Raw genomic sequence first — 15,567 nt, 5'->3', positions numbered from 1 at the left:
TTCTGATTTTGGTTCAGGCATTCTAGGTTCGAGTCCTGGTGGGGGAGCAACCATAAGGCCAGTTCAGCGCCGGTTTTCAGGACAGCGTGTCGTTCCGGTGACGATATGGCACGCGAGGACCTCCGAAAATCGACCATGGCCAGGCACTCCAACAATCTGACGGGGGATTGTGCGTTAAGCGGCCAGAGTCAATCGGATGACAGCCAAGATCGCTTTTGTGATGATGGCGTCATGCGCAGACGACATCCACAGTCACGGTGAAGCGTCACTGTCCACGGTGCGATAGCGATCGAGTCCGCGGCAGCAAGCACACTGCCGGTGAAGTCACCACACGCGACTTTTACTGCGAAGCATGCCAGTTCGGCGAGGAGTGCAGCTCCGCTGCCGCCGATTACGTCACGTGGTGGCAGCGTTGGGAGCCCGACGACCCCGATCTACGCAACAACGAGTACGGGGTTCCTCCTCCTCGCCGCCGGGCGACCTGACTATGAGTCTCGACGAGCTGATCAGGGCGGTCTGTGCGGATCCGGCGGACGACGCCCCGCGCCTGGCCTATGCCGACACGGTGGCCGCCATCGACCCCGCGCGGGCCGAGTTGATCCGCATCCAGATCGAGCGGTTCCGCCGCGAGGAGGCGGTCGGTGCGCTCGTCCGCAACCCCGGCGAGCGCGAGCGCATCCTGCTGACGTGCCACGGTGCGACCTGGGCCCGCGAAGTGGCGCCATACACCCGGCCATGGGGAGGCACTGGCAATGTCTTCCCGGCCTGGGACTTCAATCGTGGATTCGTCGCCGCGGTCGGGGCCAGTGCCACGGTAGTCGCCGATAAGGACTGCCCGCTGCCGCGCCTGACGCCGATCGAGCACCTCAGCCTGACAGGCCCCGGGCCCTACACCGCCGCGCTGACCGCGCCATGGCTGGCCCAGATCCGCTCACTGACGGCGACCCATCTGGAACTGGGTGACGACGACGCCATCGCCCTCGCCCAGCGCGGCCACCTCGACCGCTGGTCGCCAGGTCGAGCCACGTCACTTGGACTCGCGCGACCAACGACTCTCCGATCATCACTTACCGCGGTAACCGGCGCCATCGCTCGGTGCATTCCGGGCACTCGGGGAGGCCGTCGGGTGTCTGCGTATTGACAAAGAACACTCCGCAGAGGGCTCTCATCGCGGTGCCTTTCACGACGCTGCCAGCGATGTGCTCGCGGTGGGAGTCGTGGGCTACTTGTCCCGGTATGGATTCCGCGAGGGTGCCGCGTTCCACCAGATCCGCGAGTTCGTTGACTCGACTGGACCAGTGGCCGGGTTCGGCGATATTGCTGTAGGAGTCCTTGTACCGATCCCAGCTCTGCTGAGGTGGATTGATTGTGGTCAGCACTCGCACAATCGCCAGCCAGAACAGTTCGCTTCCGGCGTGACGCGGTTCTGGGACGATGTCGACGACGATCTCGTCTGCCTGATAGTCGCCCTCCCGGACTTCAGCGACGGCGACCGTGACGTTGGCCATCATCCCCAATTGGGCGGCGGGATGCGGGAGTTCGAATCGAGTTTGCCCGCCCGTGAGTACCTGCCGGAGCGCACCTGCGACACGTTGCTGAACCACCAGTTCCCATTCGGTCAGAAGCGCCGCTGCCCGTTCTCGCTTCAGAAGGCGAACGTCGGTGTCAGTGGGCATCCATCGCGATGGGTCGGAACTGTTCCGCGCAACGTTCTGATAAAAGTCGTCGTGATCCCCGTGTTCACCTTTGGCCAATCCTGCGACGAGGAGCCAACATACATCCAGCTCGCGGTCGTGCCACACACCACCTCGCCATTGGCCCGCCCTGATTTTCAGCAACGGCAGATTCGTGCTGGAGGCGATCGGGCCGTCGTGGTTGTCGTCAGCCGGGTCGTCACCAAACGACGCAACTGCTTTGGCAAGAATGGGGTGTGGCAACTCCGACAGTGGGTGCAACGGCGTCAGGTCGTCAGTCTGTAAACACCGCTTCGGGTGAGGCGACTCCCAGTCGGAACTGAGGTCATCACGCAGCAGGCGGATCGTGGGACGGGCTCTGCGGAGATGCACCATGCCATGATGCCCCAGCAGTAGCCGCCTACCTACTTACAGCAAGTCGGCGAGTTCGTCGATCGCGCCTCCACGAGTCGTGCTCTGGGAGGCGAAGCGTTCGGCGAGTTCGCGGCGGTCACGTTGGCGGCGTTCTTCGAAGGCGATGAGGTCGCCCAGCGCGATGCGGCGGTCTCGGCCGACGCGGTGGGACATGATTTCGCCTTGGTCGAGGAGCTTGTAGAGATGGGTGCGGCTCATTCCGAGCCGTGCGGCGGCTTGGCTCGGGCTAAGTGTCGTGGTTGGGGAGACTGCGGCGAGGTCGTCGCCGGCACGCACACAGTCGATCACGCTTTGCAGGAGATCACGCATCTCAGGACCGACACCGGAGGCCGCGAACTCACCGAGCGCATCGATCTGCTCGGTGGGGATTCTATCGGTGCGGATGGTCTTCATGCGTCTGATCCTTTCATACCTAGATGATATACATGACTTAGATGTCACAGATGAAACTACCCTTCGGTGGCGAGGGTGGCAACTGAGAACCTCGATGACGATCATCACTACAGTCGCCGGACGGGTCCGGCGTGACGGTGTAGGACCAAAGACCCGAACTTGCCGTGTGATCGGGGATGTGTGGGGCCTGGGCTCCACACTGGAGGCGGACGCACAGGTATCGACGGGGACGGCTCGAATGACGGAAAACCGGCAGACCAGGTCGACGTCGACCAAGATCGCTATCGTGGGGGCGGGCGCGGTCGGCACCGCCGTCGCCTACTCGTCGCTGATCCGTGGCGTGGCTCGCACCGTGGCGTTGCTCGACATCAACAAGGCCAAGGTGACCGCGGAGGTGCTCGACCTGTCGCACGGTCTGGAGTTCGTGCCACGCGCCGACATCATCGGCGACGACGACGTGGCGGTGTGCGCGGGTGCCGATGTGGTGGTGTTCACCGCGGGAGCCAAACAGAAGCCGGGCCAGTCGCGGCTCGAATTGGCCGAGGCAACAATCGGATTGACCAAGAAGATCCTGCCGGGCCTGCTGGATGTGGCCCCCGACGCGATCTATGTGATGGTTACCAATCCCGTCGATATCGTCACCTACGCGGCGCTGAAATTCAGCGGGCTGCCACGTAATCAGCTGTTCGGCTCGGGGACGGTGCTCGACTCTTCGCGGCTGCGGTTCCTGCTGTCCCAGTACACCGGTGTGGCACCGCAGAATGTGCACGCCTATATCGCCGGCGAGCACGGTGACAGCGAGATCCCGTTGTGGACGTCGGCGACGATCGGCGCGGTGCCGCTGCTCGAATGGGAGGCGCTGCCCGGCTATCAGCCGCTCGATGAGGCGGCACGCCGATCCATCCACCACGACGTGGTGCACGCCGCGTACAAGATCATCGAAGGCAAGGGTGCCACCAATTACGCGATCGGGCTAGCAGCTACCCGCATCGTCGAGGCGATCCTCAAGGACGAGCACCGCATCCTGCCGGTGTCCACGGTCGCCGAAGGGTTCGCCGGCCTCGATGACGTGTGCCTGTCGTTGCCGGCGGTGGTCGGCCGCTCCGGTTGTGGTCGGCGCCTCGACGTCAAACTGTCCGACGACGAGCGCGCCGGCCTACTCGCCTCCGCGCAGACGTTGCGCGAGATGCAGGCCGGATTCGGCCTGTAGCGCTTGCTCCGCGGTAGGTCAGGACCGGTTCTCGGTCGTGCCACACCCCACCTCGCTGCTTGTGCGGCGTCGTCCTGGACGTGTTTGTCGATGGCGGCGGCGATGGTCGACGCCGAGCCGACGAATGATTGACGGCCGGTGACCTTGATGATGAGTCCGCGGGTGGTGAGGTTGCCGGCTTCGGCGATCCGGCGCCATTCGTTCGCGATGTCGCGGGGGTCGCGGTGATGGCGGGTGCTCTCGCCGGCCTGGAAGATCACCGGTCGGCCTGCGGTGACCGGGGTACTGCGAATCGGCCGGTGATGTCGAATTGTGAGCTGTGATAGTCGAATACGCCGGCGTCGTCGCGTTCGAGGTACTGTCCCGACGAGGCGTCGGCGACGATGTCGCCGTCGGCCCACGAATCCCACAGGATGGTGGCCGCGATAGTGTGGGGCGCATGGCTGTGAGTCGACCGACCAAGTCCGATGCCGCTGTGCGGGCTCCGCGTACGCGGATGACGGCTCCGCAGCGTCGCGCCCAGCTGATCGAGGTAGCGCGGGGGTTGTTCGCCGAGCGCGGCTTCGAGGGCACCTCCATCGAGGAGATCGCGCAGCGCGCCAGCGTGTCCAAACCCATCGTCTACGAGCATTTCGGTGGCAAGGAGGGTCTCTACGCGGTGGTGGTGGACCGCGAAATGGAAACTCTGCTCGAGATGGTCACCGCGTCGCTCTCACGCAACAGCTCGTTGCACCGCATTCAGTCGGTGGCATTGGCGTTGCTTACCTATATGGAGGAACGCACCGACGGGTTCCGCATCCTGATGCGTGGTGAGAGCACCAGTACCGGCGGGTTCTCCAGTCTGCTCAACGATGCGATCAGCCAGGTCGAGCACATCCTGGCCGGCGAGTTCGATCGGCGTGGCTTCGATCCCGCACTCGCTCCGATGTACGCGCAGGCGCTGGTGGGGATGGTGTCGGTGACTGCGCAGTGGTGGCTCGACGTGCGTGAACCGTCGAAGGAGGTGGTGGCCGCGCACCTGGTCAACCTGTGCTGGAACGGTTTGGCCCGCCTCAACCCCAACCCGCGCCTGATCTCCACCGATGCGTCGGGCAAACGTTCGTCCGACACGGTCGCCGACGACTGATCGCTACTGGGCGCCGACGCTGTATTGCAGGTAGACGGTGTCGACCCACTGGCCGGCCTTGTAGCCGGTGGCACGCAGCCGTCCGGCGTGGGTGAAGCCGTGTTTGAGATGCAGCGCGATCGAGGCCTCGCCGCCCGTCGCGGCGATGACGGCGATGATCTGCCGGACGTCGGTGTGTTCGGCGTCGGCAAGCATCCTGCTCATCAGGGCCGAGCCGATGCCTTTGCCGCCGAGTCCGGGTCGCAGGTAGATCGTGTCCTCCCTGGTCTGACCGTAGGCGGGCATATTGCGGAAGGTACCGAGGTAGGCGAATCCGGCGACCTCGTCCCGTTCGTCGCTGTCGACGGCGACGAGGAACGGGCGGCCCGCGGTGGTGATCGCGGTGAATTTCTGTTCCCACACGTCCAGGGCCGGTGCGGTGGTGTCGAAGGTGGCGACGGTGTGCTCGACGTAGTGCCGGTAGATGTCGGCGATCTGTGGGCAGTCAGCGATCCCGGCGGGCCGGACGACGATACTCATGCCCAAAGTTGTAGTCGCTCGGGCCCGGTACCGCACGGGACACTAGACTCAACCGGGTGTCTACGCCTGCCCTACATGGATTAGCCGCCGTCACATGTAACGACAAGGCGTTCGCCGGGCTCGTGGATCGGCGCACCGAACCCGAATTGAACATCACCGCACCGGATGCGGCGCGGCCGTTCGTCGTCGCCGCCTTCGCCGAACAGGATGCGGCGCCGCTGCTGGTGGTGTCGGCCAACGGTCGTGAGGCCGACGATTTGACCGCCGAACTGGCCGAACTGCTCGGCGATCCGAATGCCGTGGTGCAGTTCCCGTCATGGGAGACGCTGCCGCACGAGCGACTGTCCCCGAGCGCGGACACCGTCGGCCGCCGGCTGGCGGTCCTGCACCGGCTCGCCCACCCCGAGGGTGATCCGCTGCGGGTGGTGGTGACGACGGTCCGCTCGCTGGTGCAGCCGATGGCGCCCGGTCTGGGGGAGGCTCGCTCCATCACCCTCACCGAGGGCATCGAGATCGACTTCGACGGCCTGCTCGCCCAGCTCGTCGAGATGGCCTACGAACGTGTCGACATGGTAGGTCGCCGCGGCGAATTCGCTGTCCGCGGAGGCATTCTCGACGTGTTCCCGACCACGGCCGATTATCCGGTGCGGGTCGAGTTCTGGGGCGACGAGATCAGCGAGATCCGCGCCTTCTCGGTCGCCGACCAGCGCAGTCAGCCCGAGATCGACACCTCCGCCGTACGGATCCATCCGTGCCGAGAGTTGGTGCTCAGCACCGAAGTCCGGGTGCGGGCGGCCGAACTCGCCGGTGAGTCGGGCGACGACCAGCAACTCGGGGAGATGCTCACCAAACTGTCCGAAGGCATCCCGGTGGCCGGCATGGAGGCGCTGATCCCGGCGCTTGTCGACGGGGAGATGCAACTGCTCACCCAGGTCGTGCCCGACGGGACCCGCGTACTGATCCTCGACCCGGAGAAGGTCCGCACGCGGGCAGCGGGTCTGGCCGAGACGGGCGCCGAGTTCCTGGAAGCCTCCTGGCAGGCGGCGGCGATCGGCGCCGACGCCCCGATCGACACCCGCGGCACCGCGATCGATCTGGAGGCCAGCGCCTATCGTTCGCTGGAGGCGGCGCGCCGGGCCACCCTGCGTGCCGACAAGCCGTGGTGGACGATCAGCCCGCTGTCGTCGGGCTCCGGTGACGAGGTGGAACTGGAGCTGACCGCCGGTCCCGCACCGCATGGTGAGGAACCGGAGATCAAGAAGACCTTCGCGATGCTGCGCGCACATGTCACCGACGGTGGCACTGCGGCAATCGTGGTGGCGGGCAAGGGAACCGCGCAACGCGTGTGTGAACGCCTCGCCGACGCCGAGGTACCGTCTGGCCTGGCCGAATCCGGTGCGACACCGGAACCGGGCCAGGTGTCGGTATTCCACGGCACTCTCCGCGGCGGACTGGTGTGCCCGGGGGCGCGGCTGGTGATCGTCACCGAAACCGACCTCACCGGAACGCGCGTCGCCGGCGTACGCGACGGCCGTAAGCTACCGGCCAAGCGCCGCAACCAGGTTGATCCGCTGGCCCTGACCGCCGGTGATCTGGTGGTGCACGACCAGCACGGCATCGGCAAGTTCGTGGAGATGATCGAACGCACGGTGTCGGGGGCGCGCCGCGAATACCTGGTCATCGAATACGCGGCCGGTAAACGCGGTCAGCCCGGCGATCGGCTGTTCGTGCCGATGGACGCCCTCGATCAATTGTCCCGGTACGTGGGCGGCGAGCAGCCGTCGCTGTCCAAGCTCGGCGGTTCCGATTGGCAGAACACCAAACGTAAAGCGCGCAAGGCCGTTCGGGAGATCGCCGGTGAGCTGGTGCAGTTGTACGCGGCCCGCCACGCCGCACCCGGTTTCGCGTTCAGCCCTGATACCCCGTGGCAGCGGGAAATGGAGGACGCGTTCGACTTCACCGAAACCGTCGACCAGATGACGGTGATCGCCGAGGTCAAATCCGATATGGAACGGCCTGTTCCGATGGACCGGGTGGTCGTCGGCGACGTAGGTTACGGCAAGACCGAGATCGCGGTGCGGGCGGCGTTCAAGGCGGTGCAGGACGGTAAGCAGGTGGCCGTGCTGGTGCCCACAACCATTCTGGCGCAACAGCATCTGCAAACGTTCAGTGAGCGGATGACCGGTTTCCCGGTGCGTGTCAAAGGGCTTTCCCGGTTCACCGACGCCAAGGAATCCAAACAGATCATCGACGAAATGGCTTCGGGTGAGGTCGATATCGTCGTCGGCACCCATCGCCTGCTGCAGACCGGACTCGTGTGGAAGGACCTCGGGCTGGTGATCGTCGACGAGGAACAACGGTTCGGCGTCGAACACAAGGAACACATCAAATCGTTGCGCACCCACGTGGATGTGCTCACGATGTCGGCCACCCCGATCCCGCGCACCTTGGAGATGTCGATGGCCGGTATCCGGGAGATGTCGACGATCCTGACTCCGCCGGAGGAACGGCATCCGGTGCTCACCTATGTCGGTGCGTACGCTGCCAAACAGGTGACCGCGGCGATTCGCCGTGAACTGCTGCGCGACGGTCAGGTGTTCTACGTACATAATCGGGTCTCCACCATCGACAAGACCGCCAAAGAGATCGCGGCAATGATTCCTGAGGCCAAAGTGGTTGTGGCGCATGGTCAGATGAACGAGGACCAGCTGGAGAAGACGGTCGCCGGATTCTGGAACCGCGACTTCGACGTGCTCGTGTGTACGACGATTATCGAGACCGGTCTCGACATCTCCAACGCCAACACGCTGATCGTCGACAGGGCCGAGAACCTGGGCCTGTCGCAGCTGCATCAGCTGCGTGGACGCGTGGGCCGTAGCCGGGAACGCGGCTACGCGTATCTGCTGTACAGTCCCGAAAAGCCGCTCACCGAAACGGCTTACGACCGGTTGGCGACGATCGCGCAGAACAACGAACTCGGTGCCGGTATGGCCGTCGCGCTCAAGGACCTCGAGTTGCGTGGCGCCGGAAACGTTCTCGGTGCCGAACAGTCCGGGCACGTGGCGGGTGTCGGTTTCGATCTGTACGTGCGGCTCGTCGGTGAGGCGGTAGAAGCGTACCGGGCGGCCGCCGACGGGCAGACCGTACAGACCGAGGAGACCGTCGAGGTGCGGATCGATCTGCCGGTCGACGCACACATCCCCGTCGAGTACGTCGATTCGGACCGCCTGCGGTTGGAGGCCTACCGCAAACTGGCCGCGGCGACCGATGACGACGCCGTGACCGGGATTCTCGCCGAACTCACCGACCGCTACGGCGAACCGCCCGAGGAGACACAGCGTCTGGCGGCGATCGCCCGACTGCGACTGCGGTGCCGCGAACGGGGAGTCGCCGAACTCGGGGTGGTGGGCACGTCGGTCAAGATCTCCCCGCTCACCCTCCTCGACAGCGAACAGGTCCGCCTCAAACGCATCTACTCCTCGGCCACCTACCGGGCGACGACGTCGGTGATCACGCTGCCGTTGCCGAGGACCGGGGGAGTGGGATCGGCGCGGTTGCGCGACGACGCGCTCATCGACTACCTCACCAAGTTCCTCATCACGATGCGACCGCTCGCGGCATGACCGAGAAGCGTTCCGGCGAAGCGCTGTTGGAGGCCGTCGCACTGATGGATACGTTGCGGCGCAACGGTCCGTGGGAGAGTACCCAGACGCATGCGTCGTTGCGACGCTACCTGATCGAGGAAACCTACGAGTTGCTCGACGCCATCGACGCCGACAACCCGGCCGATCTCCTCGAAGAACTCGGAGACCTGTTGCTACAGGTGCTCTTTCACGCCCGCATCGCCGCCGACCGTAGCAGCGCCTCCTTCGACATCGACGACGTCGCCCGCTCCTTCACCGCCAAGGTATCGGGCCGCACCAAGGGCATCCTCGACGGTGCACACGCCGACCTCGACACCCAGATCCGCGAATGGGAAGAACTCAAAGCTGCTGAGAAGAAACGTGATTCGGTATTCGACGGCATCGCCTTGAGCCAGCCCGCCCTCGCCCTCACCCAAAAGGTCCTCGAACGTCTCGACGCCGCAGGCTTTCCCGCCGACCGCATCGACGCCGGCATCCTCACTGTCACCGTCGAGCCGGGCGGCGACAGCGCCGAAGCCCTGGCCCGGTCGCGCACCTTGGCGTTCATGGAGCGTGTTCGTGCGGCTGAGGCCCGGGCAGCAGTCGATGGCGTACTGCTCGACAGCCGCGGAGCGTGGCAGCGATATCTCGAATGACGTCACCCTGATCAGGCATGCTCGGGCGCAGTGACCTTGACCATGGTTCACTCGGGTCCGTGGGGCCACTCTGATGTGGATGCGTCAGGTGCCGAAAGGTCACCGGACCCTTCGCGACCCTCGCTCCTTCGTCGCATTGGCCTCAGGGATCAAGATGGTGCACCGGCTGCCGGAGTCGTGTCAGTTGGGGCGCTTTTGTTTGTCGCTTCGTTCTCAGGGGTCAAGGGGCGTGCTGGGTGACGCTCTCGAGGTTGTTCAGCAGGAACCTGCGGTACTTTCGATCATCCTGATTCTTGGGTGTGGTGTGCGATTGTAGCGTTCCTGGGATCGTTCAGGGTGCGTGGGATGGCGTCTGTCCGGGCATCATGGCGTATATGGCGAACAACACTCAGGTGAATTGCGGACGCGGTGCGGCGAATGTGATCTTCGTGCACTGGCACGATCTCGGTCGGCATCTGACCTGTTATGGCGCGGTCGGAGTCGAGAGTCCGGTACTCGATCAGCTGGCCGCCGACGGGGTGCTGCTGACGGCGGCACACGCGACGGCGCCGCTGTGCTCACCGGCGCGGGGTTCGCTGTTCACCGGGCAATATCCGCACCGTAACGGGCTTGTCGGCCTCGCCCACCATGGGTTCGCCTACCGGCCGGGCGTGCGGACGTTGCCATCGCGGTTGTCCGATCACGGATACCGGACGGTGCTGTTCGGTATGCAGCACGAAAGTACCGACCCGACCAGCCTTGGGTTCGACACCATCGACGTTTCCGATTCGCGATGCGACTATGTCGTCGAGCGCGCCGCCGAATGGATCGACGAGGTGGGCGTCGGCGATCAGCCGTTCTTCCTCACGGCGGGATTCTTTGAAACGCATCGGCCCTACCCGGAGGACGAGTACTCGCACGCCGATCCCGATGCCATCGGCGTACCGGACTTTCTGCCCGACACCGCAGACGTGCGTTCGGATCTCGCCGGGCTGCACGGCTCCATCGCCAAAGCCGATGCGGCAGTGGGGCGTCTGCTCGAATCCGTGGACAATGCGGGCCTTGCCGACAACACGTGGATCGTATTCGCCACCGACCATGGTCTCGCCTTTCCCCGCGCCAAGTCGACGCTGTACGCCGAGGGCACCGGAATCTCGTTCATCATCCGCCCTCCGCGTAGCTTCGGACATCCCGGCAGCGTCTACGACGGCCTGTTCTCCGGAGTCGACCTCACCCCGACGCTTCTCGACCTGCTCGGTCTCCCCGTCCCCGCCGACGTCGACGGTCTCTCCCACGCAACCGAATTGCTGAAACCCTCGGCGTTGTCGGTTGATGTGCCCTCCTTGTCGGTTGATGTGCCCCCTTTGTCGGTTGAAGTACGACGAGCGCAAGCGACGAGCCTCGAAACCTCGCGAGCGGACAATGTCGTCTCACCAGGTTTCGAGGCTCGGTCGCGGGGCGACGTCACACCTCAACCAGCACGCGGGCGAGACGGTGGAGACATCTTGATCCCTGAGGGCGATGCGACGAAGGAGCGAGCGTCTCGAAGGGTCCGGCGAGACGAGAATCCTGACGCACCCACCCCGATCCGCACCGCAGTCTTCACCGAGAAGACCTATCACGACGCGTTCGATCCGATCCGGGCGATCCGGACCAAGGAATACAGCTACATCGAGAACCTGGCGCCGCGTCCGCAATTGTTGTTGCCGCTCGATATCGCCGATAGTCAGTCGGCTCGGTCGCTGGACCCGCAATCCACAATTGTTCCCCGCGCGCAACGCGAACTGTACGACCTGCGTTTCGATCCGCGTGAGCGAAACAACCTCGCCGGCAACCCCGCCTACGCCGACATAGAGGCGGAACTGGCCGGAAGGCTGGCGCAGTGGCGTTCACGGACCGGTGACACGTTGCCCGGGACCGCGGTGGGCACCGAGATCGCCGCCGAGTTCATGCGCGCGTGGATGGCCCGCTCGGTGGATAAAGAACCAGGTGAGGAGGCTTTGCCGTCCCGCCGTCCGCTCGGTTCGCGCCGCGAACTCGACGGTGAGATCACCACCGAACCGTCGTCGTCGGCGCGGCGTGATCACGATTCGGTGGGCACACATTGACCGCCGGGCCACGAGACCGCCTGCCCTCCACAGCACATGGGTCGAAAATTGTAAAGAATTAGGTTCCGCAGGCGCGCAATTTCGGTGGTTGCGAGTCTGTTCCAGAGCAATAGGCTTCGGCGCTGTGAACGCGAACAATGCGTACCTGGTGTGCGCGAGCCAGCGCAGCGGCAGCACGCTGCTGGTGGAATCCCTTGCCGCGACCGGCGTTGCCGGCAGCCCCCAGGAGTTCTTCCAGTACTTCCCGACGTCGTCGCTGTCACCGCAGCCCCGTGAGTGGTTCGCCGGTGTCGACGACCCGGACATCATCGGGCTCCTCGACGAGAACGTGCCGGGCACAGTCGATACCCGCACCAGCGAGCAGTGGCGGGCCGCCGTACTGGCAGCCGGTGCCACCGGCAACGGCGTGTGGGGCGGCAAACTGATGTGGAATCAGACACCACTGCTGGTCGGACGCTCCCGGGTGGGCGACGGATCGCTGCGGGGCGCGATCCGGTGGTTGTTCGGCGGCGCCGACCCGCTGTTCGTGCACGTGCACCGCGACAACCTCGCGAGCCAGGCGGTGTCGATGTGGCGGGCCGTGCAGACGCGGGTATGGCGCGACGACGGCAACTCCCACCTCGATGACAAGGCCGTCTACAACGCCGAGGGCGTCGCCCACCTGGCCCGTATCCTCGCCGACCAGGAACGCCGTTGGCGGGAATGGTTTGCGGCCGAGGACATCCCGGTGATCGATATCGAGTTCGGGCAACTCACCAAGGATCCCACCGGAACCACCGCGCAGGTGTTGCAGGCGCTGAACCTTGATCCGGCACTCGCCCCGCCGGCACCGCTCAAACCTCAGTCCAATGCGCGTTCCAAGGAATGGGTCACGCGCTACCGAGCCGACGCCGAACGAAACGGATACCCGCTATGACCGTCGAGACCGCCCCGTCCGTACCCGAGCCCGCCCTCGCCGAGGACGTCGAACACGTTCCCGCACTGCGGGTTCTGGAGGCCGAGGCGGTGCACATCATTCGCGAGGTGGTGGCCGAACTCGAACGTCCCGTACTGCTGTTCTCCGGCGGCAAGGACTCGATCGTGCTGCTGCACCTGGCGGAGAAGGCATTCCGGCCGCACCCACTGCCGTTCCCGATCCTGCATGTGGACACCGGCCACAATTTCAGCGAGGTGATCGCGTTCCGTGACAAACGGGTCACCCCGACCACGGCGCGACCGGACGGTATCCGGCTGATCATCGCGTCGGTGCAGGAATCCATCGACACCGGTCGCGTCGCCGAGTCCACCGATCCGTCGGGTTCGCGGAACAGGCTGCAGACCCGCACCCTGCTCGACGCCCTCGAAAAGTACGGTTTCGACGCGGCTTTCGGCGGTGCTCGCCGCGACGAGGACCGGGCCCGCGCCAAGGAGCGGGTGTTCAGTTTCCGTGACGAATTCGGGCAGTGGGATCCGCGCGCACAGCGTCCCGAGCCGTGGTCGATCTACAACGGCCGAATCCGGCAGGGCGAATCGGTGCGGGTGTTCCCGCTGTCGAACTGGACCGAGCTCGACATCTGGCGCTACATCGAACTGGAGAACATCGATCTGCCGCCGATCTACTTCGCCTCGCAGCGTGATGTCTTCGAACGCGACGGGATTCTGCTGACTGTCTCGCCGTTCACTCATCCGCGGCCGGGGGAGACCGTGAACAACGAATGGGTGCGCTACCGCACCGTCGGCGACCTGACCATAACCGGCGCGGTCCGCTCCACCGCAACCACCCTGCCCGAGATCATCGCCGAGGTATCCGAGGCGACGGTCTCCGAACGCGGTGAAACCCGGGCCGACGACCGAACCTCCAGTGCCGCAATGGAAGACCGTAAACGCGAAGGATACTTCTGATGACCGTGACAGATCAGCCCGTTCCGCATCCGGCGGCCAACCGGCAGTTCCTGCGGCTGGCGACGGTCGGCAGCGTCGACGACGGCAAATCCACTCTGATCGGCCGGATCCTGCACGACACCGGTTCACTGCCCACCGATCACATCGAGTCGGTGACCGGTGACGACGGACAACTCGACCTGGCCGCCCTCTCGGACGGATTGCGGGCCGAACGCGAACAGGGCATCACCATCGACGTCGCGTACCGGTTCTTCTCCACCGACACCCGCAGCTATGTACTCGCCGACACCCCCGGCCACGAGCGGTACACCCGCAATACGTTCACCGGGGCATCGAATGCCCATGTGGCGGTGGTGCTTGTCGACGCCCAGCACGGTCTGCAGCGACAGACCCGCAGGCATGCGCGGATCGCCTCGCTCGTCGGCATCAAGCATGTGGTGGCCGCGGTCAACAAGATCGATCTGGTGGATTTCTCCGGAGAACGGTTCGCCGCGGTGAAGGCGGATCTGGACGAGTTGGCGCTGCAAGTAGGCATCGACGAGATCACCGCGATACCGGTCGCTGCCCGCCGCGGCGACAATGTGGTGCACCGTTCGCCGTCGACACCCTGGTACACCGGTCCGACGCTACTGGAATTCCTTGAAAGCATAGAACTTTCGGCTCCGTCGCCGCAGGCCCGGGAATTGCGGCTGCCGGTGCAGTACGCGTCGCGACCCAGCGCTGCGCATCGGCGTGTCTACAGCGGCCGCGTCGTCGCCGGCACCATTGCGGTGGGCGACGAGATCGCGGTCCTGCCGTCCGGTAGCCGCAGTATCGTCACCGCGCTCGACACGCTCGACGCCGCGCGCACGACAGGCGTTGCGGGACTGTCGGTGTCGGTGCAACTCGCCGACGACATCGATGTGGGTCGCGGTGACGTGATCGTCAGTGCCGCCGAGGACGCACACCTGCCGGTCGTGGCCCGTGAACTGGAGGCCACGGTGTGCTGGCTGGCCGAGAAGCCGCTGCACGCCGGAGACCGCGTGGCGCTCAAACACGGTACGACGACGGTGCGAGCCACGGTACAGTCACTCGACCGGCGTCTGGATCCGGACAGCCTCATCGAGCAGGTGGGTCCGAGTTCGCTGGAACTCAACGACATCGGCACCGTCACCTTGCGTACGTCGTCGGTGGTGCTGGCGGACAAGTACTCCGAGAACCGCGACGGCGGCGCATTCGTCCTCATCGACGAGGCGTCGAATGAGACGGTGGCCGCGGGGACCATCAAGGACGCGCGGGAGGTGGTGCCCGGTAAGGCAACTCGCAACGACATCAAATGGCACCCGAGTTCGCTGGCCCGGAATGAACGGTGGCGCAAGACCGGTCAGCGCGGAGCCACGGTATGGCTCACGGGGCTGCCGGCCTCCGGCAAATCCACGCTGGCGGTCGCGCTGGAGCGGCTCCTGGTCACGCAAGGCCGGGTCGCGTATCTGCTCGACGGTGACAATATCCGTCACGGCATCTCCGACGACCTCGGCTTCTCACCCGGTGACCGCGCCGAGAACATCAGGCGCGTAGGACATCTGGCGCGACTGTTCGCCGACTCCGGGGTGATCGCGATCGCCTCGCTCGTTTCGCCGCTGCGGTCGGACCGGGAGATCGCGCGCGAACTCCATGACGCCGCCGACCTCGACTTCGTGGAAGTGCATGTGGCGACACCGGTTTCCGAATGCGAACGCCGAGATCCCAAGGGGCTCTACAGACGTGCTCGCGAGGGGACGTTGCGCGGTCTGACCGGCGTCGACGCTCCGTACGAGAAGCCCGAGAATCCGGACCTGAGATTCGACACCACCGGCGCCGACATCAACGACCTCGCGCAACGGATCGTCGGTGCGTTGACGGAACGGGGTGTTCTCGACGGGGGTTAGGGTCAATACCGTTCAGTTAGTGCGCACCGGCGTGTAGGTGGGTGGCCCTGCGGGTTG

General features: G+C 65.1%; 11 protein-coding genes and 2 pseudogenes. 9 read left to right on the top strand and 4 right to left on the bottom strand.

Features of this window, described 5'->3' with window-relative positions:
- Nucleotides 1–487: 487 nt before the first annotated feature.
- Nucleotides 488–1,141: a TIGR02996 domain-containing protein gene (locus tag Q0627_RS03150; RefSeq protein ID WP_298807662.1), complete on the top strand. Its 654-nt coding sequence runs from the start codon at nucleotides 488–490 to the stop codon at nucleotides 1,139–1,141.
- Here Q0627_RS03150 and Q0627_RS03145 read toward each other — a convergent pair.
- Together Q0627_RS03145 and Q0627_RS03140 are read right to left on the bottom strand one after the other, a co-directional pair.
- Nucleotides 1,068–2,069 (bottom strand): DUF3039 domain-containing protein, encoded by a 1,002-nt coding sequence (locus tag Q0627_RS03145; protein WP_298807660.1) that lies wholly within the window; start codon nucleotides 2,067–2,069, stop codon nucleotides 1,068–1,070. The genes Q0627_RS03150 and Q0627_RS03145 overlap by 74 nt on opposite strands.
- A 33-nt stretch (nucleotides 2,070–2,102) precedes the next feature.
- Nucleotides 2,103–2,501: a helix-turn-helix domain-containing protein gene (locus tag Q0627_RS03140; RefSeq protein ID WP_291016200.1), complete on the bottom strand. Its 399-nt coding sequence runs from the start codon at nucleotides 2,499–2,501 to the stop codon at nucleotides 2,103–2,105.
- 238 nt (nucleotides 2,502–2,739) lie between these two features.
- On the opposite strand from Q0627_RS03140, the gene Q0627_RS03135 reads away from it, so the two are divergent.
- A complete protein-coding gene (locus tag Q0627_RS03135) occupies nucleotides 2,740–3,711 on the top strand; it encodes an L-lactate dehydrogenase (protein ID WP_298807656.1) in 972 nt (323 codons plus the stop codon).
- A 62-nt stretch (nucleotides 3,712–3,773) separates the two neighbouring features.
- On the opposite strand, the pseudogene Q0627_RS03130 reads toward Q0627_RS03135, so the two are convergent.
- Nucleotides 3,774–4,135 (bottom strand): annotated as a pseudogene (locus tag Q0627_RS03130) (hypothetical protein); the annotation flags it as partial.
- 15 nt (nucleotides 4,136–4,150) lie between these two features.
- Here Q0627_RS03130 and Q0627_RS03125 point away from each other — a divergent pair.
- The gene (locus Q0627_RS03125; RefSeq protein WP_291012116.1) at nucleotides 4,151–4,837 is read left to right on the top strand and encodes a TetR/AcrR family transcriptional regulator; all 687 of its coding nucleotides are present in this window, start codon (nucleotides 4,151–4,153) and stop codon (nucleotides 4,835–4,837) included.
- A 3-nt stretch (nucleotides 4,838–4,840) separates the two neighbouring features.
- Here the strand turns inward: Q0627_RS03125 and Q0627_RS03120 are convergent, their stop codons facing one another.
- Complete coding sequence (locus Q0627_RS03120; RefSeq protein ID WP_298807653.1) at nucleotides 4,841–5,356, bottom strand: GNAT family N-acetyltransferase; 516 nt, start codon at nucleotides 5,354–5,356, stop codon at nucleotides 4,841–4,843.
- A 56-nt stretch (nucleotides 5,357–5,412) separates the two neighbouring features.
- On the opposite strand from Q0627_RS03120, the gene mfd reads away from it, so the two are divergent.
- The 6 genes and pseudogenes from mfd (at nucleotide 5,413) to cysC (ending at nucleotide 15,510) form a co-directional block, all read left to right on the top strand.
- Entirely contained in the window at nucleotides 5,413–8,979 is a 3,567-nt protein-coding gene (gene mfd / locus Q0627_RS03115; RefSeq protein ID WP_298807651.1) for a transcription-repair coupling factor, read from the top strand.
- A 14-nt stretch (nucleotides 8,980–8,993) separates the two neighbouring features.
- Nucleotides 8,994–9,635, top strand: a pseudogene (locus Q0627_RS03110) (MazG nucleotide pyrophosphohydrolase domain-containing protein); the annotation flags it as partial.
- Nucleotides 9,636–10,009: 374 nt separating this feature from the next.
- Entirely contained in the window at nucleotides 10,010–11,722 is a 1,713-nt protein-coding gene (locus Q0627_RS03105) for a sulfatase (protein WP_298807650.1), read from the top strand.
- A gap of 124 nt (nucleotides 11,723–11,846) precedes the next feature.
- The gene (locus Q0627_RS03100; RefSeq protein WP_298807649.1) at nucleotides 11,847–12,638 is read left to right on the top strand and encodes a trehalose 2-sulfotransferase; all 792 of its coding nucleotides are present in this window, start codon (nucleotides 11,847–11,849) and stop codon (nucleotides 12,636–12,638) included.
- Nucleotides 12,635–13,603, top strand: a complete 969-nt coding sequence (cysD, locus tag Q0627_RS03095) for a sulfate adenylyltransferase subunit CysD (RefSeq protein WP_291017318.1) — start codon at nucleotides 12,635–12,637, stop codon at nucleotides 13,601–13,603. Before Q0627_RS03100 ends, cysD begins: the two co-directional genes overlap by 4 nt.
- Complete coding sequence (cysC, locus tag Q0627_RS03090; protein ID WP_298807647.1) at nucleotides 13,603–15,510, top strand: adenylyl-sulfate kinase; 1,908 nt, start codon at nucleotides 13,603–13,605, stop codon at nucleotides 15,508–15,510. The genes cysD and cysC overlap by 1 nt, the downstream gene beginning before the upstream one ends.
- Nucleotides 15,511–15,567: the final 57 nt, after the last annotated feature.

The organism is uncultured Gordonia sp., from assembly GCF_937858515.1.
In the GTDB taxonomy this organism is placed as follows: domain Bacteria; phylum Actinomycetota; class Actinomycetes; order Mycobacteriales; family Mycobacteriaceae; genus Gordonia.
Note: the sequence above shows the minus strand (reverse complement) of the source record. Positions and strands in the feature narration are given on the sequence as shown.

Bases quoted from the DNA above. Each gene is read 5' to 3' on its own strand.
- Q0627_RS03150 (WP_298807662.1), top strand. From the start codon at position 488: ATGAGTCTCGACGAGCTGATCAGGGCGGTCTGTGCGGATCCGGCGGAC.
- Q0627_RS03145 (WP_298807660.1), bottom strand. From the start codon at position 2,069: ATGGTGCATCTCCGCAGAGCCCGTCCCACGATCCGCCTGCTGCGTGAT.
- Q0627_RS03140 (WP_291016200.1), bottom strand. From the start codon at position 2,501: ATGAAGACCATCCGCACCGATAGAATCCCCACCGAGCAGATCGATGCG.
- Q0627_RS03135 (WP_298807656.1), top strand. From the start codon at position 2,740: ATGACGGAAAACCGGCAGACCAGGTCGACGTCGACCAAGATCGCTATC.
- Q0627_RS03125 (WP_291012116.1), top strand. From the start codon at position 4,151: ATGGCTGTGAGTCGACCGACCAAGTCCGATGCCGCTGTGCGGGCTCCG.
- Q0627_RS03120 (WP_298807653.1), bottom strand. From the start codon at position 5,356: ATGAGTATCGTCGTCCGGCCCGCCGGGATCGCTGACTGCCCACAGATC.
- Q0627_RS03105 (WP_298807650.1), top strand. From the start codon at position 10,010: ATGGCGAACAACACTCAGGTGAATTGCGGACGCGGTGCGGCGAATGTG.
- cysD (WP_291017318.1), top strand. From the start codon at position 12,635: ATGACCGTCGAGACCGCCCCGTCCGTACCCGAGCCCGCCCTCGCCGAG.
- cysC (WP_298807647.1), top strand. From the start codon at position 13,603: ATGACCGTGACAGATCAGCCCGTTCCGCATCCGGCGGCCAACCGGCAG.